This is a genomic window from Desulfovibrio sp. (genome assembly GCF_034006445.1).
Lineage (GTDB): Bacteria > Desulfobacterota > Desulfovibrionia > Desulfovibrionales > Desulfovibrionaceae > Desulfovibrio.
Map to the genome: position 1 here is coordinate 97,127 of NZ_JAVESS010000003.1, position 23,088 is coordinate 120,214.

At 55.2% G+C, this 23,088-nt stretch carries 20 protein-coding genes and 2 pseudogenes; 18 read left to right on the forward strand and 4 right to left on the reverse strand.

What is annotated here, in order from left to right:
- Window positions 1-13: 13 nt before the first annotated feature.
- The 3 genes from glmS to RBR41_RS05195 form a co-directional block, all read right to left on the reverse strand.
- Window positions 14-1,840, reverse strand: a complete 1,827-nt coding sequence (gene glmS, locus RBR41_RS05185) for a glutamine--fructose-6-phosphate transaminase (isomerizing) (protein WP_320351526.1) — start codon at window positions 1,838-1,840, stop codon at window positions 14-16.
- Window positions 1,841-2,109: 269 nt separating this feature from the next.
- Complete coding sequence (locus RBR41_RS05190; protein ID WP_320351527.1) at window positions 2,110-4,029, reverse strand: SurA N-terminal domain-containing protein; 1,920 nt, start codon at window positions 4,027-4,029, stop codon at window positions 2,110-2,112.
- Window positions 4,030-4,137: 108 nt separating this feature from the next.
- On the reverse strand, window positions 4,138-5,787 hold the full coding sequence (locus RBR41_RS05195; protein ID WP_320351528.1) for a sigma-54-dependent Fis family transcriptional regulator: 1,650 nt from the start codon (window positions 5,785-5,787) through the stop codon (window positions 4,138-4,140).
- A 340-nt stretch (window positions 5,788-6,127) separates the two neighbouring features.
- Between RBR41_RS05195 and RBR41_RS05200 the strand changes: the two genes are divergently transcribed.
- From RBR41_RS05200 to RBR41_RS05235, 9 genes and pseudogenes are all read left to right on the forward strand, one after another.
- Complete coding sequence (locus RBR41_RS05200) at window positions 6,128-6,412, forward strand: UxaA family hydrolase (protein WP_320351529.1); 285 nt, start codon at window positions 6,128-6,130, stop codon at window positions 6,410-6,412.
- 4 nt (window positions 6,413-6,416) lie between these two features.
- Complete coding sequence (locus tag RBR41_RS05205; RefSeq protein ID WP_320351530.1) at window positions 6,417-7,577, forward strand: UxaA family hydrolase; 1,161 nt, start codon at window positions 6,417-6,419, stop codon at window positions 7,575-7,577.
- A 123-nt stretch (window positions 7,578-7,700) separates the two neighbouring features.
- Window positions 7,701-8,257 (forward strand): annotated as a pseudogene (locus RBR41_RS14605) (lactate racemase domain-containing protein); the annotation flags it as partial.
- A gap of 147 nt (window positions 8,258-8,404) precedes the next feature.
- The gene (locus RBR41_RS14610; RefSeq protein ID WP_413785135.1) at window positions 8,405-8,887 is read left to right on the forward strand and encodes a hypothetical protein; all 483 of its coding nucleotides are present in this window, start codon (window positions 8,405-8,407) and stop codon (window positions 8,885-8,887) included.
- 130 nt (window positions 8,888-9,017) lie between these two features.
- Complete coding sequence (locus tag RBR41_RS05215; RefSeq protein ID WP_320351531.1) at window positions 9,018-10,007, forward strand: ABC transporter substrate-binding protein; 990 nt, start codon at window positions 9,018-9,020, stop codon at window positions 10,005-10,007.
- Between the two features lie 4 nt (window positions 10,008-10,011).
- Window positions 10,012-10,797: an ABC transporter ATP-binding protein gene (locus RBR41_RS05220; RefSeq protein ID WP_320351532.1), complete on the forward strand. Its 786-nt coding sequence runs from the start codon at window positions 10,012-10,014 to the stop codon at window positions 10,795-10,797.
- A 20-nt stretch (window positions 10,798-10,817) separates the two neighbouring features.
- Window positions 10,818-11,696, forward strand: a complete 879-nt coding sequence (locus RBR41_RS05225; protein WP_320351533.1) for an ABC transporter permease — start codon at window positions 10,818-10,820, stop codon at window positions 11,694-11,696.
- A 79-nt stretch (window positions 11,697-11,775) separates the two neighbouring features.
- Window positions 11,776-12,765, forward strand: a complete 990-nt coding sequence (locus tag RBR41_RS05230) for an ABC transporter substrate-binding protein (protein ID WP_320351534.1) — start codon at window positions 11,776-11,778, stop codon at window positions 12,763-12,765.
- A gap of 137 nt (window positions 12,766-12,902) precedes the next feature.
- Window positions 12,903-13,580 carry a dimethylmenaquinone methyltransferase gene (locus RBR41_RS05235; RefSeq protein WP_320351535.1) on the forward strand — a complete coding sequence of 226 codons (678 nt, stop codon included), beginning with the start codon at window positions 12,903-12,905 and terminating at the stop codon, window positions 13,578-13,580.
- Window positions 13,581-13,990: 410 nt separating this feature from the next.
- On the opposite strand, the pseudogene RBR41_RS14615 reads toward RBR41_RS05235, so the two are convergent.
- Window positions 13,991-14,436, reverse strand: a pseudogene (locus RBR41_RS14615) (helix-turn-helix domain-containing protein); the annotation flags it as partial.
- A gap of 434 nt (window positions 14,437-14,870) precedes the next feature.
- Between RBR41_RS14615 and RBR41_RS05245 the strand changes: the two are divergent.
- The 9 genes from RBR41_RS05245 (at window position 14,871) to RBR41_RS05285 (ending at window position 23,029) form a co-directional block, all read left to right on the forward strand.
- Entirely contained in the window at window positions 14,871-15,155 is a 285-nt protein-coding gene (locus RBR41_RS05245) for a UxaA family hydrolase (protein WP_320351536.1), read from the forward strand.
- Between the two features lie 4 nt (window positions 15,156-15,159).
- Window positions 15,160-16,320 (forward strand): UxaA family hydrolase, encoded by a 1,161-nt coding sequence (locus RBR41_RS05250; protein ID WP_320351537.1) that lies wholly within the window; start codon window positions 15,160-15,162, stop codon window positions 16,318-16,320.
- A gap of 125 nt (window positions 16,321-16,445) precedes the next feature.
- On the forward strand, window positions 16,446-17,693 hold the full coding sequence (gene larA / locus RBR41_RS05255; protein ID WP_320351538.1) for a nickel-dependent lactate racemase: 1,248 nt from the start codon (window positions 16,446-16,448) through the stop codon (window positions 17,691-17,693).
- 172 nt (window positions 17,694-17,865) lie between these two features.
- Window positions 17,866-18,633: an SDR family NAD(P)-dependent oxidoreductase gene (locus tag RBR41_RS05260; RefSeq protein ID WP_320351539.1), complete on the forward strand. Its 768-nt coding sequence runs from the start codon at window positions 17,866-17,868 to the stop codon at window positions 18,631-18,633.
- Between the two features lie 58 nt (window positions 18,634-18,691).
- Window positions 18,692-19,762 (forward strand): ABC transporter substrate-binding protein, encoded by a 1,071-nt coding sequence (locus RBR41_RS05265; RefSeq protein WP_320351540.1) that lies wholly within the window; start codon window positions 18,692-18,694, stop codon window positions 19,760-19,762.
- A 95-nt stretch (window positions 19,763-19,857) separates the two neighbouring features.
- Window positions 19,858-20,703 (forward strand): ABC transporter permease, encoded by an 846-nt coding sequence (locus RBR41_RS05270; RefSeq protein WP_320351541.1) that lies wholly within the window; start codon window positions 19,858-19,860, stop codon window positions 20,701-20,703.
- A complete protein-coding gene (locus RBR41_RS05275; protein ID WP_320351542.1) occupies window positions 20,700-21,479 on the forward strand; it encodes an ABC transporter permease in 780 nt (259 codons plus the stop codon). Before RBR41_RS05270 ends, RBR41_RS05275 begins: the two co-directional genes overlap by 4 nt.
- Window positions 21,476-22,246 (forward strand): ABC transporter ATP-binding protein, encoded by a 771-nt coding sequence (locus tag RBR41_RS05280; RefSeq protein WP_320351543.1) that lies wholly within the window; start codon window positions 21,476-21,478, stop codon window positions 22,244-22,246. The genes RBR41_RS05275 and RBR41_RS05280 overlap by 4 nt, the downstream gene beginning before the upstream one ends.
- A gap of 9 nt (window positions 22,247-22,255) precedes the next feature.
- Window positions 22,256-23,029, forward strand: coding sequence for an ABC transporter ATP-binding protein (locus tag RBR41_RS05285; RefSeq protein WP_320351544.1), 774 nt, complete (start codon window positions 22,256-22,258; stop codon window positions 23,027-23,029).
- The last annotated feature ends 59 nt before the right edge of the window (window positions 23,030-23,088 follow it).

Genomic DNA, 23,088 nt, shown 5'->3' on the forward strand with positions numbered 1-23,088 from the left:
CTTTTGAAAAGCCTTATTCCACGGTAACGCTTTTGGCCAGGTTGCGGGGTTGGTCCACATCCTTGCCAAGATAGTCAGCCGTTTCATAGCTGAACAGCTGCAGGGCGGGAAGGGCCACAAAGGCCGAGAGCGGGGCGGGAAGGGCCGGAATTTCCCAGCGATCTTCTGCATCCAGCTCCACGCCCTTGTTGGTCAGGGCAATGACCTTGCCCTGCCGGGCCTGAACCTCGACCATGTTGGATTTCACCTTGGGAAGCAGCGCGTCGTCCAGAGCCAGGGCGAACGTGGGAAAGCTCGGATCGATGAGCGCTATGGGGCCGTGCTTCATTTCGCCCGCCGCATACCCCTCGGCGTGGATGTAGGAAAGCTCCTTGAGCTTGAGCGCGCCTTCCAGCGCAAGGGGATAGCAGTGCCCACGGCCAAGATAGAAGAAATTGCGCACCTGCGCGTACTTGCGGGATATCTCCTTGGCGCGGTCGTGCAGCGCGGGCAGGCAGTCGTCCAGCAGGGCAGGCAGATTTTCGAGAATCTGCAGTGTGCTCCGGCAATCATCGGCGGGCAGGCAGCCTTTGCGCGTGCCCCAGTACAGGGCCATGAGGGCCAGCATAAGCATCTGGCTGCACATGGCCTTGGTGGAGGCCACGCTGATCTCCGGCCCGGCCTGGGTATAGAGCACGGCGGAAGCGTCACGCGCGATGGATGAACCCACCACGTTGCACAGGCCAAGCACGGTCACGCCATTCTGTTTGGCAATGCGCAGGGCCGCAAGGGTGTCCGCCGTTTCGCCGCTCTGGCTGATGACAAGCACCATGTCGTCCTTGTCCAGCAGCAGGGTGTCGCGGTAGCGAAACTCCGAGGCGATTTCCACCTGCACGGGCACGCGCGCCCAGTGTTCCAGCAGATGCCGCCCCCACAGGCCAGAATGATAGGAGGTGCCGCAGGCCACGATGTGCAGGCGTTTCGGCACGGGCAGGGCATCCAGCTCTTCCAGGCGCACCTGGCTTTTGTCCGCGTTCAGGCGGCCGGTGAGGCCATCGGAAATGACGCGGGGCTGCTCAAAAATTTCCTTGAGCATAAAGTGGCGGTAACCGCCCTTTTGCGCGGCCTGCATGTCCCACTGGATGGTCTGCGTTTCACGGCTTACGGGGCTCAGGTCTTCAAGGCGCAGGATTTCAAAGCTGCCCGCCGTGGCGCGCACGAGGTCGCCGTCCTGCAAAAAGACCACCTTGCGCGTGTAGGGCAGAAAAGCCGGAATGTCCGAAGCCACAAAATTTTCGCCCGTTCCCTGACCGAAGATGAGCGGGGCAGACATGCGCGCGGCATAGATGACGCCGGGTTCGTCCTTGTCCATAAGGCATACGGCATACGCGCCGTGCGCCTCGCGCAGGGCCGTGGCAAAGGCGTGCAGCAGGTCGGGCGAGGTCTTGCGGCGCTCGGCCACAAGATTGACCAGCACTTCGGTGTCGGTTTCAGAGCTGAAGGTATAGCCCTTGCCCGTCAGTTCCGCCTTGATTTCCTGATAATTTTCAATGATTCCGTTGTGCACGATGGCCAGTGAGCCGTCGTTGCTGCAATGGGGATGGGCATTGCGTTCGGCGGGCACGCCGTGCGTGGCCCAGCGTGTGTGGCCCATGGCGCAGGTGGGCGTGGTGACGGACTCGTGGGCGAGCTTTTCTTCCAGGGCAGCCAGTTTGCCCATGGCGCGCACCACATGTATGTCATTCTGGCGCACAAAGGCCACGCCAGCGGAGTCATAGCCGCGATATTCAAGCCTGCGCAGCCCTTCCACCACAACGGGAACGGCCGGTCTGTGTCCTGCATAACCAATAATACCGCACATAGCGTGCCTCCTTATATACAACCGGAAGACCGTGCCCCCCGGCGCCGCAAAAATTCACGGCCCTGAAACGTCCTTGCCTTTGTCTGGCGGCGGGTCTGTAAGGCCTGCGCCATGCTCACATGTCTTGCTCTTACAAACAAGGCCGGAGCCGTCAAGCGGCTCCGGCCAGAATAGTATAATATCAGGCGCAACAGCCTCTTTATTCGGGCTGTTAAAGATGTGGGCACACAATGTGCGCGCAAATCCCGTCGCCTGAAAGACGCGTGCTGTTACATATTCTTGCGGTCAACAAAATCTTCGTTGTAAACCTTGATCTTGGCGCTGGAAGCAAGCCGCTGCATGAACATTTCAAACAGGGCATTGGCCCGGTCACGGGTAACGGCATTGGCCATGATATCCTTGACCATATCCCATTCGGCGGCGTCAGGGGGCTGTACGCCCTTGACCCGCACGAGAACGGCGCCGGAGCCGTTGTCGCCCTCAACCGCGTAGGCCACGGGCAGCCACTGGCCGGCCTTGGCCTCAAACAGCGCTTCAGTCATTTCGGGGTTGGGCGCAAAACCGGGCAGACCGCCGTTGCGCTCCACGCCCTTGGCAATCTTGACTTCACGACCCTTCAGTCCCGCTGCGCCCAAGGGCGCGGTGTCCAGATCCTTACGCACCTGGCTTGCGGCGTCCATAGCCGCCACAAGGGCCTTTTCCGCGATCAGGGCCTTGACGATCTGGCCCTTGACGGAGTCCAGGGGAGCCGTGGTTGCGGGCTCGGACTTGAGCACGCGAGCCACCACATAGGACTTTCCGGCCTCAAGTGCCGTGTCCACAGGGTTACCCGCCGGAGTGCCCACAAGAACAGACGCGCCTTCGGCAGTGACGCCCAGCGTGTTTACGAGGTCGGCGGCAGAAAGCAGGCCGGTTTCACCCCATTTGAGACCGTACTTTTCCGCGCCCTGCTTGAGGGGGCGGCCAAGGATGTTGTCTTCAACAAGGCTGTCCACCACGTCGTGCAGCTTGTCCACGCCCTGTTCCTGGGCCATGGTGGCCAGAACTTCGGCTTCCACCTGCTTGAAGGGCGGCAGACCGCCTGCCTTCTTTTCTTCAACCTTGATGATGTGCAGGCCGAACTGGCTGCGCACAGGAGCGGAAACCTTGCCAGCGTCAAGGGCAAAAGCGGCGTCTTCAAAGGGTTTCACGGTCATGCCGCGCTTGACCCAGCCAAGTTCGCCGCCAGGCCCGGCGGCATTGGGGCCGTTGTGCTCGTCGGCCACAGCGGCAAAGCTTTTGCCAGACTTGAGCTCGGCTTCAATTTTGGCGGCCTGATCCTGGGCCTTCTTCACATCGGCCTCAGAGGCATCCTCGGCCAGGGGCACAAGAATATGGGCCGCCTTCACTTCTTCTTTCTGCTCAAAGCGGGCGGCGTTTTCTTCATACCACTTCTGCGCGTCGGCAGAGCTGATGCTGCTGGCCTTCACGAGATCCTGCGGATTCACCAGCACATAGGAAACGTCGGCCTTGGCGGGAACGGCGAACTGGGCCTTGTGGCTCTCGTAGTAGGCCGCCACCTCTTCATCGGTAGGCTTGATGGAAGCGGCAAAATCCGCCTCGTTGATGAAAATATAGTCCACATCCCGCTTTTCACGCAGGAATTCAAAGCGCTTCTGCGCTTCGGCGGGGTCGGCCCAGGCGGGGGCCGTCACCATGTCGTACATCTTTTTCCGCAGCATCTCGCGCGCCGTATCCTGCTCGAACTGGGCGGGCGTAAGACGCTGCGCCGCCAGAATGCGGGAATACACGCCGGGATCAAACTGCCCCTTTTCATTCTGAAAGCTCTTGATGCTGCCGATGGCCACGCGCAGTTCCACAGGCGTGACCGTCACGCCTGTGCGGGCGGCCTCCTGGGACAGCAATGTCTGGGTGACAAGGTCACGCAGTACCTGGCGACCCAGCTGCTGCTGTTTCAACTGCTCGCGCGTGACTCCGGGGTTGCTCCGGAGCAGGTTTTCTTCGGCGTTGCGGTAGGCGGACTCGAATTCACGCATGGTAATGGCGTCGCCATTGACCACGGCCACCAGAGTGCCCGCGCTGCGGTCATTAAAGTTGCCCACGCCCCAGAAAACAAAGACGAGGATGATAAGCGCAAAGGCCAGTTTGACGCCCAAAGACTGTGATTTATCACGGATATACTCAAGCATGCGGACTCCGGAATGCGTAATTGCTCTTGACGTAGAGCGGCATCATATGCGCAATCCTGTGGAAACTCAAGAAAGACTGCACATCCGCCGAAAGTGGGGGCAACATCCCTACTTTATGTCCAGTTTGCGCATGCGGTGCTGCAAGGTGGAGCGCGGCACGCCGAGCAGATCCGCAGCCCCGCCCGGCCCGGAAAGCTTGCCCCCGCTGAGACGCAGGGCCTTCTCGATATGGGCTTTTTCGTTTTGCTCAAGGGTGGGCAGCGCAGAGGAAGCCCCCGGCTTTTCAACGCCCGTTTGGGGGAGTATGGGCACCTGCCAATTGCCCCATGGCGCGCCTGGCTGCGGAGCGGCAGCCGGAAACGCCGGGCCGGACGCAAGGTCGCCTGCCGGTGTTTTCCACAAATGCAGGGCCTCGGCCACGAAGCTCTCGGTAATGGGGCCATCCAGTGTTTGCAGCAACAGGCGGCTCACCACGTTGCGCAACTCGCGCGTATTGCCGGGCCAGGGGTGCTCATAAAGGGCTTCCATGACAGAACGCGTGAGTTTTGGCGGGGTTATTTCATATTCCTTGGCAAACTGCTTTACAAAATGATCCACAAACAGCGGTATGTCGTTTTTTCTTTCGCGAAGCGGCGGCATGCGCAGCACCACCGAGCCAAGCCGGTAATAGAGATCCCGGCGCAGACGGCCTTCGTCCATGGCTGTCGCAAGGTCGATGTTGGTGGCGGACAAGACGCGGATGTCCACCCCGATGGGCGAGGCTTCGCCCACACGTTCAAAAGAATTTTCTTCAAGCACCTGCAGGAGCTTGCTTTGCATTTCTGGTGCAAGCTCGCCAATTTCATCAAGAAAAAGTGTGCCGCCCTGGGCCAGTTCAACGCGGCCCACGCGCTTGCTCGTGGCCCCGGTAAACGCCCCCTTGGCGTAGCCGAACATTTCGCTCTCAAAAAGGGTGGGGGGCAGGGACGGGCAGTTGACCTTCACAAAATTGTTTCCCCTGCGCGGGCTGTGCCTGTGCAGCCAGCGGGCCATCATGCTTTTGCCCGTACCCGTTTCACCCACGATCATTACCGCGATGTGCAGCTTGGCCACCTTGCGCGCCAGGGCCATAAGCCTGTGCAGGTCGGGCGTCTCAAGCAGGCTTGAGGCCAGCTGGATGCTGCCCGTGGTGTCCGTGTCAGGGGTTTGCGGCATGGTCGTGTTCGTGGCGCGGGCTTTTTCAAGGCGCTCCTCGGACAATACGGCAAAAAGAAAGGTGGACAGCACCGGGCTGAGTTCCAAAAGCACATTGAGGATCTGCACGATGTTTTCAGGGGGCTTTATAAATGAAACGTGCAGGGTTCCGATAACTTCGCCGCTGACGATGAGCGGCAGGGCGATGGTGGAGTTGAGGCCCACGGTGGAAAGCGGCATGGGCGAGTCGCCGAAATCGTGTTTCGCCAGGTCATTGATGACCACGGGCTTGCGTGAGGCAATGGCCAGGCCTGCCACCGTGTTCTGGGCGATGCGCGTGTTGGAGAGCGATTCCACCACGGTGCCGTCGGCCGCCGTAAAGAGATTGAGAAATTCCCTTTCGGCGTCATACAGGTTGATGCAGAAGCGGTCATAGTGAAACAAGACGCGGAGCTGTTTTGCAAGCATGCGAAAAAACGCGTTTCGATCCATCTTGCCCACGACCAATTTGGCCAGATGGTGCACCACCTGGCCTACTGTCTGGGAAGGATTGCGCAAACCGTCTGCGGAAATCTCGTAGGGCATAACTCACCTCTGCCCACATTTAATCATTCCCCTGCCCAAATACAAGCAAAATTACCACAACCGGTCAATACTAGCTGCGCGTCCAACCAACTTTGTGAAAAATTCTCCATATATGGCACAGGTCATTGCCCACGCGCACTTTTGGCATGCCCCTTGCTATCAAACAAGCAAAGACGAAGGTGAAGCAAGTGATCCGCGTTGCATCTGCGAATAAATACTCTCAAACGATGGGGTATTTAATCGCTATACAAATGCTAATACGCATTATCATATATACAACAAGGACTCCTTGTCCATTAATTCACGTTTTATTATTACCATACTATCCAAGGAGACCAGTATGACAACCCACTTTGTGGTGCATGAGCCCGGCGACTGCGTCGGCGTGGTCGTAGTTGAAGGCGTCAAAAAGGGCGACCAACTCAACGGCTGGGTTATGGACGGCGACACCACCCTCGTGTTCGAAACTTTGAGCGACATCCCCATCGGGCACAAGATCGCCCTGCAGAACCTTGCTGAAGGCGACACCGTCATCAAATACGGCACCGACATCGGCAAGGTGGTCAAGCCCATCAAGCGTGGTGAACACCTGCATGTGCACAACGTCAAAACCAAGAGGTGGTAAACCAATGAACAAGACATTTATGGGCTACCGCCGCGAAAATGGCCGTGTGGGCATCCGTAACCATGTGGTCATTCTGCCTCTGGACGACCTTTCCAACGCTGCCTGTGAGGCTGTGGGAAACAACATCAAGGGCACCCTGGCCCTGCCCCACGCCTATGGCCGTCTGCAGTTCGGTGAAGACCTTGACCTGCATTTCCGCACCCTTATCGGCGTGGGCAGCAACCCCAACGTGGCCGCAGTTGTCGTTATCGGCATCGAGCCCGTGTGGACGCAGCGCGTGGTCGACGGCATCGCCAAGACCGGCAAGCCGGTTGTAGGCTTTGGCATTGAACAGCATGGCGACCTGGAAACCATCCGCGCCGCTTCCCTCAAGGCCAAGGAGTTCGTCCACTTTGCCACCGAACTGCAGCGTACCGAATGCAGCATGGACGAACTGTGGGTTTCCACCAAGTGCGGCGAATCCGACACCACTTCCGGCATTGCTTCCAACCCCACCGTTGGCAACGCTTTTGACAAGCTGTGGGAAATGGGCGCCACTACCCTGTTTGGTGAAACCACCGAAATCACCGGCGGCGAACACCTGGTCGCCGCCCGTTGCGCCACCGAAGACGTGCGCAAAAAATTCATGGGCTTCTTTGACCGCTACGCCAAGGTTGTTGACGACCACAAGACCGACGACCTTTGCGATTCCCAGCCCACCAAGGGCAACATCGAAGGCGGCCTGACCACCATTGAGGAAAAGGCCCTCGGCAACATTCAGAAAATCGGCCGCAAGGCTCCGGTTATCGGCTGCCTCGACAAGGCCGAAACCCCCACCGGCCCCGGCCTGTGGTTTATGGATTCCTCTTCCGCCGCTGCCGAAATGGTCACCCTGTGCGCGGCTTCCGGCTTTGTGGCCCACTTCTTCCCCACGGGACAGGGCAACATCATCGGCAACCCCATCCTGCCCGTTATCAAACTGTCGGCCAACCCGCGCACCGTGCGCACCATGAACGAACACATCGACGTGGACGTTTCCGGCATTCTGCGCCGCGAAATCAACCTGGATCAGGCGGGCGACATGCTGCTTGCGATGCTTATCAGTACTTGCAACGGCCGCAATACCTCGGCTGAAGCCCTGGGCCATCGCGAATTTATCATGACCAGACTCTACGAAAGCGCGTAGCCTCCTCATCCGCGTGCCGTAAGACATTGTTACGGCACGCGGATGAAGACAGGGTTCATGCCCTCCACTGGGACTGCATGCATAAAAAACATCGCGGTGAACAGCTACCAAAGGATTCCGTCCATGAACCACACGCTCAAATACGGATCAGGCAGCCTGCACCTGGAAATACCAGATACGTGCGATGTTAGTGTGTTTACCCCGCAGCAGGTGGAACCGCTTGATAATCCACTGGCCGTTTTCATGAACGCGCTTGATGCGGCCGAAGGCTGTCCGGCCCTGGAAAAGATGCCGACGCCTGAATCCGCGGCCATCGCCGTGCCCGATGAAACCCGTCCCTTCCCCATCAAGCTGCTGCTTCCTCCTCTGTTAGAAAGAATTTTTACAAGCTATCCGTCGCTGCCTCACCACATGGTTCGCATCGTGGTCGGGGGGGGCTTCATGAGCCGCCCGACCAGGCCCAGTTGGCGCGCATTCTTCCTGAAGACCTTCGCGGCTGCACGGTGGTGAGCCACGACGCACAAAATTCTCCCATGCGGCACATGGGCATTACCAGCCGGGGGTCCCCGGTGGAAATCAATGCCGCCTACGCAAATGCAGACCTCAAGATTGTTATAGGCATGGTGGACGCGCACCAGTTCGTAGGTTTCACCGGCGGGGCCAAGGGCGTGGTCATTGGATGCGCTTCAGCGGGCATGCTCACCAAAAACCACAGCCAGCTCCAGGATCCTCGCGCCTTTGCGGGAAACCTTGAAAACAACCCCGTACGTGAAGACCTGAACGAGGCCGGCATCCTGGCCGGGGTCAAGCTGGCCGTCAACGTGGTGATGACGCCGGACAAAAAAATTGCCGCACTGTACGTTGGCGATCCCTGCGCGCTGCTGAACACCTTGGCAGAAAAAACCCGCAAGCTTTACGGCTTCAAGCTCACCAGAACCTGGGACATCGTTGTGGCCTCCTGCGGCGGCGCGCCAAAAGATATCTGCCTCTATCAAGCGCAAAAAGCGCTGGATTCCGCACGGCGCTGCGCTGGAGAACACGGACGCATTTTGCTTCTGGCAGAATGTGCTCAAGGCATTGGCGATGAAAGGTACGAAAACTACGTGAGCCGCTTCACCGATCACAAAAGCCTGCTGCAGGACTTTATGCAGCAGAATTCAAGATGGGCGCGCACAAGGCTTTTCTGTTTTCACGCGTGGCGGCACAGCACGAACTTGTGCTGCATACAGAACTCTCAGAAGCTGACGCGGGCCGCTGCCTGCTGCGCAAAGCAGACGCGCAGACAACGCTTGACGCATGGCTGGCAATAAATCCCCACGCCTCAGTGGCAATTTTGACCCACGCCAATTCCATGTTTTTTTATAACTAACGTTCAAAAGCGTAACATTTTGAATAAAGGGCGATTTTTATCAACTGTACAGCATTATCATGGGGAATAAAATGAAAAAAAACATTATTGCACTCATCCTTATTGCTTTATTTGCCACTCCAGCATTGGCAATGAACAGCGAAGTTCGCATCAGCAAGCAGTATGGCCTTCCATATCTGCCGCTTATGGTCGTTGAAGAACACAAGTTGATAGAAAAACAGGCTGCGGCTGTGGGGCTCAACAATGTCAAGGTTACCTGGCTGACTTTCGGCAGCGGTGCAACGTCAAATGACGCGCTCCTTTCTGGCAATGTTGATATTATATCCGGTGGAGTGGCACCCTTTTTACGGCTATGGGACAAATCAAAAGGTAAGGTCAAAGCTTTGGCCTCACTTGACCAATCCCCACAGGTGCTGAACACCTCTCGGCCCGAAGTAAAGAGCTTAAAAGATTTTACGCCCAACGACAAAATAGCTCTGCCGGCCGTTAAAGTGTCAATGCAGGCCCTGGCTTTGCAAATGGCTGCGGCCAAAGAGTTCGGCAAAGAAAATTACGATAAAATAGATTATCTGACCGTGTCCGCAAAATACCCTGATGCGGCCATCGCCCTTACCTCCGGCAAGTCTGAAATTACCGGGCATGTTGCTTCAGAGCCTTTCAGCACCTTTGAACTTAATTCCCCAGGGATACATAGTGTATTCAGTTCCTATGACGTTCTCGGCGGGCACCACATTTCCAATCTGATCTCCACTTCTGAAAGTTTCTACAACTCTAATAAAGAACTCTGCAAAGCCATCCTTCTGGCATTGGACAACGCTTCGGCGTGGATAGCCGACAACAAGGTCAAGGCCGCAGAATTGTACATTACAAAAACCAATTCCAAAGAGCCTGTCGAGCTCATCACAGAAATCTTGAAAAACCCCGACATCGTATACAGCACCGTTCCTGTTAGAATTACGATGTTTTCAGATTTTCTTTATGACCAGGGTGCAATTAAAACCAAGGCTCATAGCTGGAAAGATCTCTATTTCGACGCCATTTTTGACAGGGTAGGGAGCTAATCACATGCAAGATCAAAGCATCCGACCTTTTTTGAGCATTAAAGACCTGACGCTACAGTATAAAACAACAGAACATCTTGTTACCGCCACCCATTTGATAAATTTCGATGCCTATGAAGCTGACCGCCTCATCCTTCTCGGCCCTTCTGGGTGTGGTAAATCGACCATACTCAAGGCCATCGGCGGTTTTATAAAACCAGTTCATGGCTGCATAAGCCTGAATGGCCGCGAAATAAAAAAACCTGGGGCGGACAGAGGTTTTGTCTTTCAAGAATTTGACCAATTGCTTCCCTGGAAAACAGCGCTTGAAAACATCATGTTTGCGATCATGCTGACGAGAAAAATCAGCAAAGAACAAGCGAAAACCGAGGCCCAGGAGTTGCTGGCAAAAGTGAACCTCAGCAAGTTTGAAAACTCTTATCCTCACCTTCTTTCGGGGGGCATGAAACAACGCGTCGCCATCGCGCGCTGCCTTGGCCTCAGGTCCAAGCTGGTTTTAATGGATGAACCCTTTGCTTCGCTGGACGCATTGACCAGACAAAAAATGCAGGAAGAATTGCTTTCCTTGTGGGAAGAATCAAAATTCACAATGGTTTTTGTAACCCACTCCATAGATGAAGCCATCATGTTGGGTTCGCGCATTGTGCTGCTTTCTGCACATCCAGGACAAGTTGTAGCAGAGTTAAACGTAAGTCTGCCACCGGAAGAACGGCGCAACAGCCCAGAAGCTGCTGCCATACGAAGCCGTATTTCGAGGATTCTTTTCAAAGACGACATGCTCAGCCACTAGGCAAAAGAGGTTCAAATAAAATGAGTGCAAAGTCAGCCAATCCAGTATTGCGCGAAGAATACGTCAGGGAACTACCACCGGAAACAAATGTGGAGGCAATCAAGGTTCGCCTCTCCCCTTTTGAAAAACTCTATAACTGTACGGCGGCAAGAAAGATATTCATTCTCTTGATGCTGGCCCTTATATGGCAAATCTACGCGGTTAGAGTTGATAACGAGCTGATGTTCCCGACATTCAGCGACACGCTTGTAGCGTTTTATACAGCAGTAGCTTCAGGAGAAATGGGACTTCGCGTATTAACATCGTTGCAGGTTTTGGCCATTGCCTATGCGTGCGGTGTGGTGATCGCCACACTGCTGACAATTCTGGCCATCACCACAAAGTTCGGCACGGACCTTCTTGAAGTCTGTACCTCAATGTTTAACCCTCTGCCCGCCATTGCGTTGTTGCCCCTGGCCTTTCTGTGGTTCGGGCTTGGCGCGCCCAGTATTATTTTTGTAATAATCCACGCTGTGTTGTGGCCGCTCGCCTTGAGCATTTATACCGGGTTTTCCAGCGTTAGCAGCACGCTGCGCATGGTGGGCAGAAGCTATGAACTGAAAGGCCTGCCTCTTGTCTTTCGCATTCTTGTGCCCGCCGCTTTTGCAAACATCCTCACAGGTCTTAAAGTCGCCTGGGCGTTTGCCTGGCGCACCCTGATAGCGGCAGAACTTGTTTTCGGCGTAAGCTCCGGGTCGGGCGGCCTTGGCTGGTTCATCTACGAGAAGAAAAATCAGCTTGATATAGCCGAAGTGTTCGCCGGGCTGTTCGCCATCATCCTCATTGGCGTTCTCGTTGAAAACATTATCTTCAAGTATGTTGAGAAAAAAACCATTATTAAATGGGGCATGAAACTCTAGAGGTTGCCCGCACGATGATAGAAATTGTTACACTGGATAGGCATCTCCACTAGCAATCATACCAGCAAGGAAAGACACCATGAGAAAATATTTAGTTGCCCTATTTATTGCCGCGCTACTTCTGCCCGCGCTCAACGCAAAGGCCACAGAAATACGCATAAGCAAACAATACGGAATATCACATTTTCTTTTAAATGTCGTGGAGCAGCGCAAACTCATTGAAAAATACGCGCAGGCCGCCGGTGTCAAAGACCTTACGGTGAAATGGCTTACCCTCGGCAGTGGTTCATCAACAAACGATGCGTTTCTTTCCGGCAATGTGGACATTATTTCGTTAGGGGTCGGCCCCTTTGTCAGGCTCTGGGATAAAACCAAGGGGGAGGTAAAAGCCATCGCGGCCATTGATCAGGCCCCGCTCAAACTCAACACCTCAAAAGCTGAAAATGTTTCCTTGGCTGATTTCAACGATAACGACCGTATCGCCGTACCGGCGGGCAAAGTTTCCATGCCTGCGTTAATTTTGCAAATGGCTGTGGCCAAAGAGTTCGGGATCAAAAATTATGACAAGCTTGATTATCTGACCGTTTCTTCAAAGCACCCCGATGCGGCCGTGGCCCTTACTTCAGGAAAGTCAGAAATCACAGGGCATGTAGCGTCAGAACCTTTCAGTAGTCTTGAGCTGCGCACTCAGGGCGTTCACATGGTTTTCAACTCGTACGATGTATTGGGTGGAAACCACATCTTCAACGTTGTTGCCACTTCACAAAAATTTTATAACAAAGATCCTATGCTTGTAAAAATAGTCCTTCAAGCTATGGATGATGCCTGCGAATGGGTTACCAAAAACAAAAAAGAAGCAGCAGCGATGTATATTGCGGTAACAGGAACCAAAGAACCGCTCGAACTTATTACTGGAATATTTGAAAACCCCCAGATTGTTTATAACACCACGCCTGTAAGGATATCTCTGTTCTCCGATTTTCTCTATGAAACAGGAGCGGTAAAAAACAAAGCCAAAAATTGGAAAGAGCTTTTTTTCGAACCTATTCACGACAGACCGGGAAGCTAAGGACGCATCCTAAAGTCTGAATCGCTGAAAACTGCTTGAACCGTGTTTGATTGTAACCGCGCCCATCCGTCTGAACCGCCATACCCTCGGACGGATGGGCACAAAATCAACCCCAAAGCACCGCTAAGGCTTAACGCATGCGCTTTACCATCAACCGCCATATCGACCGCCTGCCCGCCGGCATCATAAACCTGTATTCCGGCCTTGCCGTCGCCGACATCTGCGACGCCCTGGGCCGCAACGCCGCCCTGCCCTCGGCCCTCAAACCTCTTGGCCGCAGCCACATGCGAGGTTCAGCCTATACCGTCAACCTGCCCGCCAGCGAAAACCTACTGCTCTATTACGCCGTGGACAACGCCCAGCCCGGCGACGTGATTGTGGCCTCATGCGGCGCGTACGAAGAACGCGCGGTGTGCGGCGAAATCATGGCCAATCTGGCCATGAAGCGCGGACTGGCCGGTTTTGTCATTGACGGAGCCGTACGGGATGCCCGCGCCTTGCGCGAACTGCCCTTTCCTGTCTACGCGCGGGCGGTTTCGCCCAATGGCCCGTACAAGGACGCCTGTGGAGAAGTCAACGTGCCTGTCAGCATCGGCAATGTGGTCATCAACCCCGGCGACATCATTGTGGCTGACGACGACGGCATTGTGGCCATACGCGGCGAAGAAGCCGAAACCCTGGCCGCGCAGGCTCAAAAAATTACCCAAGAAGGGCTGGAAAAACTGCGCCGCATTGAAGAGCAGGGCACGCTGGATTTCACATGGCTGTACGAAAAGCTCAAAAAATCCTGCTGTACCATCAACAATGGCTGCTAGTGACTGCACTGTCGAGAAGACCTTTATTTGCTTGGCTCGGCGGCCACATGAGCAACCTTCGCCGCAAAGCCGTTAGGCCAATGGAGATGGCCACAGCGGCAAGGCCTGCACAGTGTTAACCGGTGAGCAAACGTAAAGCGGCCTGCCCGGCAAACCGCACAGACAACAAGCGAAACAAATTTTGCAAAAAAGGCATTCCTTTGGCGTAGCGCACCGCGCTCCCTGTTCATTGCCCTTCAATCCATATCCCCAAGAAAGCACTGGCAGATTCGGCAATGATGCGGCGCTTATTTGCCAGAGGCAAGAAACCCCGGTTTGTCCGGGGTTTCTTTATTTTACGCCGCGTATACGGCCTGAGTCCTGATTTTTGTGCAGCTGCGGCGGCAAGGGCCGGGTGCGTCGCTGGCGCGTCAGTCGATGGGATGTCCCGCTGCGCGGTAGTCGTTAAGCTTGTTGCGCAAGGTACGTACTGAAATGCCCAACAGATCCGCAGCCTGGGTCCTGTTGCCCGATGTCGCCTTCAGCCCCTTGAGAATCATGATACGCTCCATCTCACGCAGGGGTACTGCCGCGCCGCCTGTGGCCGCGCCCCTGTCGCTTGTACCATGAGCCGAACCCTGAGGCGTGGCCCGCGCGGCGTCCTGGTCCCGGTACAGGCCTGCCGGGTCGGTCGCCGCAACGTCTTGTCCTGAGCCGGTCGCACGCCATCAGAGTCGGCGGCGCTTCCATTTTCTTCAGAAGCATAATCCGCTTCGTCATCCTCAAACAGAGGTCAGTCGTCGCTTTCAAGCAGAAAATGGCGCGGTTCCAACGGGTGGCCATTGGTCAACAGCACGGCACACTCCATCAAATTCTGCTTTCCCCACAACCAGCTTTGCCAGATGGTGCACCACCTGACCCACTGTCTGGGAGGGATTGCGCAAACCGTCTGCTGAAATCTCGTAGGGCATAACTCATCACTGCCCACATTTAATCATTTCTCTGCCCAAATATAAGCAAAATTACCATAACTGGTCAATATTAGTTGTATATTCAATCATGTGCGCAAAAGATTCTCCTTATATGGCGCAGATCATTGACCTGTTCGCTCTTTTGGCATGCCCCTTGCTATTAATTAGGCAAAGACCAAGGTGAAGCAAGTGATCCGCGTTGCATCTGCGAATAAATACTATGAAGCAATATAGTATTTAATCGTTCGACAAATGCTAATACGCATTATCATGTATGCAGTAAAGATTCCTTGTCCATTAATTCACGTTTTATTATTACCATACTATCCAAGGAGCCAGTATGACAACCCACTTTGTGGTGCATGAACCCGGCGACTGCGTCGGCGTGGTCGTAGTTGAAGGCGTCAAAAAGGGCGACCAACTCAACGGCTGGGTTATGGACGGCGACACCACCCTGGTGTTCGAAACCCTGAGCGACATCCCCATCGGCCACAAGATCGCCCTCCAGGACCTTTCTGAAGGCGACACCGTTATCAAATACGGCACCGACATCGGCAAGGTGATCAAGCCCATCAAGCGTGGCGAACACCTGCATGTCCACAACGTCAAAACCAAGAGGTGGTAAACCAATGAGCAAGACATTTATGGGCTACCGCCGCGAAAATGGCCGTGTGGGCATCCGTAACCATGTGGTCATTCTGCCTTTGGACGACCTTTCCAACGCTGCCTGTGAGGCTGTGGGAAACAACATCAAAGGCACCCTGGCCCTGCCCCACGCCTATGGCCGTCTGCAGTTCGGTGAAGACCTTGACCTGCATTTCCGCACCCTTATCGGCGTGGGCAGCAACCCCAACGTGGCCGCAGTTGTCGTCATCGGCATCGAGCCCGTGTGGACGCAGCGCGTAGTGGACGGCATTGCCAAGACTGGTAAGCCGGTTGTAGGCTTTGGCATTGAACAGCATGGCGACCTGGAAACCATCCGCGCCGCTTCCCTCAAGGCCAAGGAGTTCGTCCACTTTGCCACCGAACTGCAGCGTACCGAATGCAGTATGGACGAACTGTGGGTTTCCACCAAGTGCGGCGAGTCCGACACCACTTCCGGCATTGCCTCCAACCCCACCGTTGGCAACGCTTTTGACAAGCTGTGGGAAATGGGCGCCACTACCCTGTTTGGTGAAACCACCGAAATCACCGGCGGCGAACACCTGGTCGCGGCCCGTTGCGCCACCGAAGACGTGCGCAAAAAATTCATGGGCTTCTTTGACCGCTACGCCAAGGTTGTTGACGACCACAAGACCGACGACCTTTGCGATTCCCAGCCCACCAAGGGCAACATTGAAGGCGGCCTGACCACCATTGAGGAAAAGGCTCTCGGCAACATCCAGAAAATCGGCCGCAAGGCTCCGGTTATCGGCTGCCTCGACAAGGCCGAAACCCCCACCGGCTCCGGCCTGTGGTTTATGGATTCCTCTTCCGCCGCGGCCGAAATGGTCACCCTGTGCGCCGCTTCGGGCTTTGTGGCCCACTTCTTCCCCACGGGACAGGGCAACATCATCGGCAACCCCATCCTGCCCGTGATCAAACTGTCGGCCAATCCGCGCACCGTGCGCACCATGAACGAGCATATCGACGTGGACGTTTCCGGCATTCTGCGCCGCGAAATCAACCTGGATCAGGCGGGCGACATGCTGCTTGCAATGCTCGTCCGTACCTGCAACGGCCGTAATACCGCGGCTGAAGCCCTGGGCCATCGCGAATTTATCATGACCAGACTCTACGAAAGCGCGTAACCTTTTCGTCCGCGTGCCGTAAGACTCCGTTACGGCACGCGGATGAAAACAAGGCCCCATGGCCCGCCACTGGAACTGCATGCATTATAAACATCGCGGTGGACAGCTACCAAAGGATTCCGTCCATGAACCAAACGCTCAAATACGGATCAGGCAGCCTGCACCTGGAAATTCCAGATACGTGCGATGTTAGTGTGTTTACCCCGCAGCAGGTAGATCCGCTTGATAATCCGCTGGCCGTTTTCATGAACGCGCTTGATGCGCCCGAAGGCTGTCCGGCCCTGGAAAACATGCCGACGCCTGAATCCGTGGCCATCGCCGTGCCCGATGAAACCCGTCCCTTCCCCATCAAGCTGCTGCTCCCTCCGCTACTGGAAAGAATTTTTACAAGCTATCCGTCGCTGCCTCACCACATGGTTCGCATCGTGGTTGGCGGGGGCCTCCATGAGCCGCCCGACCAGGCCCAACTGGCGCGCATCCTTCCTGAAGACCTGCGCGGCTGCACGGTGGTGAGCCACGACGCACAAAATTCCCCCATGCGGCACATGGGCACGACCAGCCGGGGAACCCCGGTGGAAATCAATGCCGCCTACGCCGATGCAGACCTCAAGATTGTTATGGGCATGGTGGACGCGCACCAGTTCGTAGGTTTCACCGGTGGTGCCAAGGGCGTGGTCATTGGATGCGCTTCAGCGGGCATGATCACCAAAAACCACAGCCAGCTCCAGCACTCACGCGCCTTTGCAGGCAACATTGAAAACAACCCCGTGCGTGACGATCTCAATGAGGCCGGCATCCTGGCCGGAGTCAGGATGGCCGTCAACGTGGTCATGACGCCGGACAAAAAAATTGCCGCACTGTACGTTGGCGATCCCTGCGCGCTGCTGAACACCTTGGCAGAAAAAACCCGCAAGCTTTACGGCTTCAAGCTCACCAGAACCTGGGACATCGTTGTGGCCTCCTGCGGCGGCGCGCCAAAAGATATCTGCCTCTATCAAGCGCAAAAAGCGCTGGATTCCGCACGGCGCTGCGCTGGAGAACACGGACGCATTTTGCTTCTGGCAGAATGTGCTCAAGGCATCGGCGATGAAAGGTACGAAAACTACGTGAGCCGCTTCACCGATCACAAAAGCCTGCTGCAGGACTTTATGCAGCAGGAATTCAAGATGGGCGCGCACAAGGCTTTTCTGTTTTCACGCGTGGCGGCACAGCACGAACTTGTGCTGCATACAGAACTCTCAGAGGCTGACGCAGGCCGCTGCCTGCTGCGCAAAGCAGACGCGCAGACAACGCTTGACGCATGGCTGGCAATAAATCCCCGCTCCTCAGTGGCAATTTTGACCCACGCCAATTCCATGTTTTTTTACAGCTAATGCTCATTGCCATTACATAAGGGACTGCTTTTCATCAACAGATCTGCCAGCCATTAAAGCGTCAATGAGGCCATGGTATTGCAAGAACCTTTTTCCTGAAGCTATTCACGACAGACCGGGCAGCCAAGCGACAAGACGTAACAACCCTGCATGTTTGAATGAAGGGGCGCATATGAATATGGCGAGTCTTTTTGATCTGACGGGCAAGACAGCCCTGGTGACGGGCGGAAGCTCCGGCATCGGCAACGCTGTGGCCACGGCCCTTGCGTTCGCCGGAGCACGGGTCATTCTCGTTGCCCGCGACTCTGCCGCCCTGGCCCAGGCGGCGGATCGCCTGCGCGCCAAAAACCTGCAGGCCGACCATATGACCGCCGACCTTTCACAACCTGAAACTGCCCGCGACTGCACCACTGAAGCCTTAAAAAAATACCCTGAAATCGACATTCTGGTTAATGCCGCCGGAGTAAACCTGCGTCAGTCTTTTACGGAAGTGACGCCGAAAGCCTGGAATCAGCAAATCAACCTGCTTCTGGCCGCGCCGTTCTTCATGACGCAGGGCCTGGCCCCTCATATGGCCAAACGTAAATGGGGTCGCATCATCAATCTGGCATCTCTGCAATCGTTTCGGGCTTTTGAAAACAGTGCCCCCTATGGCGCCAGCAAGGGCGGCATCGTGCAGCTGACCCGTGCCACGGCCCAGGCATGGTCGGCTTCTGGCGTGACATGCAATGCCATGGGCCCCGGTTTTTTCCCCACCAATCTTACCAATACCATTTTTGCCAATCCAGAGCTTGCAGCCCGCCGCGCCATGCAGACCTGTGCGCAACGCAACGGCAAGCTCGAGGATCTCTATGGATGCGCTGTTTTTCTGGCAAGCAACGCTTCCAGCTACGTCACCGGCCAAACAATCATGATAGATGGAGGGTTCACAGCCTGCTGAACGGGCGGATCAATAGGATTGACAACGTATATAACCATCCCCCTGCAAGGAGACCAACATGAAAAAAATCTCTATTTGCTCACTTTTCTGCCTGTTTTTATTTTCTCTTCTGCTTCTGGCGCCCAGCCAGCCTTTCGCGCAGAAAATTGAATTGCGCACAAGCGCGCAACCGTGCCTGCACGGCTTTCCCATGTGGTATGCAGAACAGTCCGGCATGTTGAAAGATGCCCCCTTTACCATGAAATTTATGCTCTTTGCCTCCGGAGCGCCCCAGACAGAAGCCCTGGCCGCAGACCAGTGGGACATCGGCACCATGGGCACGGTGCCCACCATGATGGCAAGCATGCGCTATGGGTACAAGCTGATTGGCATTTCCAACGAAGAAGCCGCCACCAATGACATCTGGGTACGCCCTGACTCCCCCTTGGCCAAAGCAGCGGGCGCAGTGCCCAACTATCCTGATATTTATGGCAATGCCGACTTGTGGAAAGGCAAAAAAATATTGGCCACCACTGTGTCCACCGGCCACTACGCTCTTACAAGTACCCTGAAGGCCATGGGCCTCAAGGACAGCGATGTCAATATCGTTCACATGGAGCAGGGCCAGGCCATGACGGCCTTTAACGCGGGTGAAGGCGACATTCTGCAGCTTTGGGCGCCCCTGAGCTACGTGGCCGAAGCCAAAAAATGGGTTCGCGTTTCCTCCGGCGCTGCGGCCAAGGTGAGCATTGCCGGCGGCATTGGCGTGCGCAAAGATTTTGCCGAAAAACACCCCGACCTGACCATTGCGTGGCTCAATATCTACATGGGCATTCTTGAAGACATGAAAGCCAACCCCGACAAGTACATAAAGCCCCTTCTCGACTACTTTAACAATTACTGTGGCCTGGAGCTCACTGAAGACATGGTGAAGCTTGAGTTCAAATATCGCCCCCTCTACACCGTGTCTGAACAGGTTCGCGAGATGGAAACGCCTTCCATGCTTCCGGCTTCTTTACGGGGCGTGGCCGAATTTATGCTGAGCCAGGGCCGCATCCGTCAGAAGGAATTTGACGGCTACGTGAAGCAGAATTTCTTCATTGACGCTTCATTCATGAAGAAGGTCGCTCAGGAGCGCGCTGCGAAGTAACCGGATCTCGAGCGCGACACCCTGATATACACCGCCGGAGTCACCGGCCCGGAGGTTGCCCGCAAGGGGCGACCTCCGGGGGAAAAGGAGTAAAGATGCAACCGCCCCTCAACAAAGAGCAAGGCAATATGACCTTGAGCCTTGAAATAGAAAAGGCCAATTATTTTGCTACAGCAGCCAAAGAAAACTGGATTTCTTTCGTCAGCTTTCTCATGTTCCTGCTGGCATGGGAACTGATCTGCTATTTTGAAATCATCGGCCCATACCAGTTGGTTCCACCTTCTGAAGTCATTGTTGGTTTTTTTGAAAAACTGAGAGACGTCAATCCTGACGGCGCCCTTCTGCAGCACCATGCCGTGGCCAGCCTTGCCTTGGCCCTTACGGGCTTTGTGGCTGCTGTAGTAATAGGTGTGCCCCTTGGACTCTTCATGGGCTGGTATCCCAAGGTCAACCTGATGGTTCGCCCTCTTTTCGATGCCATCCGCCCCATTCCCCCCATTGCCTGGATACCCATCGCCATTCTCTGGCTGGGCATAGGCATGGTTGCCAAGGCCTTCATCATCTTTCTGGCAGCCTTTGTGCCATGTGTAATCAACTCATACACAGGCATCAGGCTGACCAACCCCGTGCTTATCCGCGTGGCGGAAATCTACGGCGCGTCCAATTTTGAAACCTTCCGCAAGATCGGCGTTCCTTCCGCCATCCCGATGGTTTTTACAGGAATGAAGCTTTCTCTGAACGCGGCCTGGACAACCCTGGTGGCCGCCGAACTGCTGGCCGCCTCTGAAGGTCTGGGTTTCATGATCCAGCAGGGCCGCCGCCTGGCCCGTCCTGACGTCATTATTGTAGGCATGCTTGCCATCGGCTTTCTTGGAGCTCTCATGTCCTGGATTCTCACGCAGGTTGAGGCCCGCTTCGCCTCGTCACGGAGGCTGTCATGAGCACTTTTATAAAAAAATATTCCAAATGGCTTGCGCCGATTGGTTCTTTTGCGGCCTTTTTGCTGCTGTGGCAGGTGGCCTCTCTCAATGTAAGCGCGGATTTTCTGCCCTCTCCCCTTATGGTGTGGGATGAGCTTGTGCGCCTTTCACAAACACCTGTCGGCGGCACATCGCTGCTTGGCCATGTGGGTTACAGCCTGCGCCGGGTCATGATCGCATTTATCCTGGCCGTGGCTTTTGGTTTGCCCCTGGGCCTGCTTATGGGCTGGAACCGCGTATGCGACAAAATCGTTTCGCCCATTTTCGAACTGCTGCGTCCCATCCCCCCCATCGCATGGATACCCATTGCCATTCTCTGGCTGGGCGTGGCCGAAGGCTCGAAGATATTTATCTGTTTTGTGGGCGCGTTCGTCATCATGGTGCTCAATTCCTACACGGGCATGCGCTATGTTGATCCGCTGCTCATTGATGCTGCCAGGTCTTTTGGGGCCAACCCCCGCCAGCAGTTTTTCAACGTTGCAGTTCCCGCCTGCCTGCCCTCCATTTTTGCCGGTGTGCAAAACGCGCTCTCCATGGCCTGGATGTGCGTTCTGGCGGCTGAAATGGTCGGAGCGCGCGAAGGTGTTGGCTTTATCATCATCCAGGGGATGGATCTGAACAAATCCTCAATGATTCTCGTAGGGATGATCCTTATCGGCATTGTGGGATCGCTGCTTGCCGCCTTATTGCGCGGGGCCGAGCGGGCGCTCTGTCCCTGGAGGAGTGAAATGGTATGAGTGAAGACAGAGAAGTTAAAATTGCATGTAAAGGTATTTCAAAAACCTTTCACGTGCCCGGACAGAAAAAGCTGCTTCATGTACTGAACTCCGTTTCTCTTGAAGTGTACAAGAACGAGTTTCTGGTAATCCTCGGGCCGGGACAGAGTGGCAAAACAGTACTGCTCAACTGTATTGCCGGACTCATAGAACCAACGCAGGGCTCCATTCTTATCAACAACAAGCCCATTACCGGGCCAGGGCCGGACAGGGGCATGGTATTTCAGCGCTACGCGCTTTTTCCCTGGAAAACCGTGGTGCAAAACGTTGCCTTCGGCCTGACCATACGTGGGGTTCCATTAAAAGAGCGCATGGAAGTGGCACAGCACTACATCGACCTCGTGGGCCTGAATGGCTTTGAAAAATCCTATCCGGCCGAGCTTTCCGGCGGCATGAAGCAACGCGTCGGCATTGCCCGCGCCTATGCCAGTGACCCGGACATCCTGCTTATGGACGAGCCCTTCGGGGCGCTGGATGCGCAGACACGGTATGCCATGGAAAAAGAACTGCGCCTTATATGGGAAAAAGAAAAACGCACGGTCTGTTTTGTGACCAACAATATTGAAGAAGCCATTTATCTGGGGGACCGCGTGGTCATCATGTCCGCCCTGCCTGGCAGAATCAAGACAGAGCACAACATTACCATTCCCGTGCCCAGGGCCTATACGCATCCAGATTTTTTGACACTGCGCAAGCAAATTTCCGAAGACACCGACCTTGTCCTCTAGGAGTTACATATGACCGCGGATAACAAGTCAGCGTACAAAGCTAAACGAGAAGTCAAGGTGTCGGTGAAAAACCTGACAAAGAAATACGGAGACCTGCTGGTCCTCGATAATATCAACTTTGACATCTACAAGGGCGAGCTCCTTTGTATTGTGGGCCCAACGGGCTGCGGCAAAACCACCTTTCTCAACTGTCTGTCGCGATTCATCCCCATAACCGAGGGGACCATCGACGTGGACGGGGTGCCCGCCGACCCGCACATTCATAATATCGCCTTTGTGTTTCAGGAGGTTTCCGCCATTCCCTGGCTCACCGTGGAAGACAATATCCGTTTCGGATTACGCATCAAACGCCTGCCGGAAGACGAGATTGAAAAGCGCGTCGAGCGCATGCTGGATATCGTGGGCCTTACCAAGTACCGCACCTACTATCCCCAGCAGCTTTCCGCCAGTATGGAGCAACGCGTAGTTATCGCACGAAATTTCGCCATCAATCCCGACCTGCTGCTCATGGATGAACCCTACGGACAGCTGGACGTGAAACTGCGCTACTACCTTGAAGACGAACTCATGCGCATCTGGAAGGAACTTGGCAGCACGGTGGCCTTTATTACGCATAATATTGAAGAAGCCGTGTATCTGGCAGAAAGGATACTCATACTTTCTCCAAAGCCTTCAACCATCAAGGAAGAAGTCATTGTTGACCTGCCGCATCCCCGGCAGTTCGATGACCCGAAGTTTGTGGCTTTGCGGGATTACGTCACAGAAAGCATCAAATGGTGGTAGTGCGGTAATGGCGCGCGCCATAGGCGCGCGTAACCCGCCAGGCCTCCAGCGGGTGACAG

What these genes read in the sequence shown, in the direction of transcription:
- RBR41_RS05260 (WP_320351539.1), top strand. Translation starts at nt 17,866, where the DNA reads ATGAATATGGCGAGTCTTTTTGATCTGACGGGCAAGACAGCCCTGGTG.
- RBR41_RS05190 (WP_320351527.1), bottom strand. Translation starts at nt 4,029, where the DNA reads ATGCTTGAGTATATCCGTGATAAATCACAGTCTTTGGGCGTCAAACTG.
- RBR41_RS05270 (WP_320351541.1), top strand. Translation starts at nt 19,858, where the DNA reads ATGCAACCGCCCCTCAACAAAGAGCAAGGCAATATGACCTTGAGCCTT.
- RBR41_RS05230 (WP_320351534.1), top strand. Translation starts at nt 11,776, where the DNA reads ATGAGAAAATATTTAGTTGCCCTATTTATTGCCGCGCTACTTCTGCCC.
- RBR41_RS05245 (WP_320351536.1), top strand. Translation starts at nt 14,871, where the DNA reads ATGACAACCCACTTTGTGGTGCATGAACCCGGCGACTGCGTCGGCGTG.
- RBR41_RS05215 (WP_320351531.1), top strand. Translation starts at nt 9,018, where the DNA reads ATGAAAAAAAACATTATTGCACTCATCCTTATTGCTTTATTTGCCACT.
- glmS (WP_320351526.1), bottom strand. Translation starts at nt 1,840, where the DNA reads ATGTGCGGTATTATTGGTTATGCAGGACACAGACCGGCCGTTCCCGTT.
- RBR41_RS05225 (WP_320351533.1), top strand. Translation starts at nt 10,818, where the DNA reads ATGAGTGCAAAGTCAGCCAATCCAGTATTGCGCGAAGAATACGTCAGG.
- RBR41_RS14610 (WP_413785135.1), top strand. Translation starts at nt 8,405, where the DNA reads ATGACGCCGGACAAAAAAATTGCCGCACTGTACGTTGGCGATCCCTGC.
- RBR41_RS05235 (WP_320351535.1), top strand. Translation starts at nt 12,903, where the DNA reads ATGCGCTTTACCATCAACCGCCATATCGACCGCCTGCCCGCCGGCATC.
- RBR41_RS05200 (WP_320351529.1), top strand. Translation starts at nt 6,128, where the DNA reads ATGACAACCCACTTTGTGGTGCATGAGCCCGGCGACTGCGTCGGCGTG.
- RBR41_RS05275 (WP_320351542.1), top strand. Translation starts at nt 20,700, where the DNA reads ATGAGCACTTTTATAAAAAAATATTCCAAATGGCTTGCGCCGATTGGT.
- RBR41_RS05285 (WP_320351544.1), top strand. Translation starts at nt 22,256, where the DNA reads ATGACCGCGGATAACAAGTCAGCGTACAAAGCTAAACGAGAAGTCAAG.
- RBR41_RS05250 (WP_320351537.1), top strand. Translation starts at nt 15,160, where the DNA reads ATGAGCAAGACATTTATGGGCTACCGCCGCGAAAATGGCCGTGTGGGC.
- RBR41_RS05205 (WP_320351530.1), top strand. Translation starts at nt 6,417, where the DNA reads ATGAACAAGACATTTATGGGCTACCGCCGCGAAAATGGCCGTGTGGGC.
- RBR41_RS05280 (WP_320351543.1), top strand. Translation starts at nt 21,476, where the DNA reads ATGAGTGAAGACAGAGAAGTTAAAATTGCATGTAAAGGTATTTCAAAA.
- RBR41_RS05265 (WP_320351540.1), top strand. Translation starts at nt 18,692, where the DNA reads ATGAAAAAAATCTCTATTTGCTCACTTTTCTGCCTGTTTTTATTTTCT.
- RBR41_RS05220 (WP_320351532.1), top strand. Translation starts at nt 10,012, where the DNA reads ATGCAAGATCAAAGCATCCGACCTTTTTTGAGCATTAAAGACCTGACG.
- RBR41_RS05195 (WP_320351528.1), bottom strand. Translation starts at nt 5,787, where the DNA reads ATGCCCTACGAGATTTCCGCAGACGGTTTGCGCAATCCTTCCCAGACA.
- larA (WP_320351538.1), top strand. Translation starts at nt 16,446, where the DNA reads ATGAACCAAACGCTCAAATACGGATCAGGCAGCCTGCACCTGGAAATT.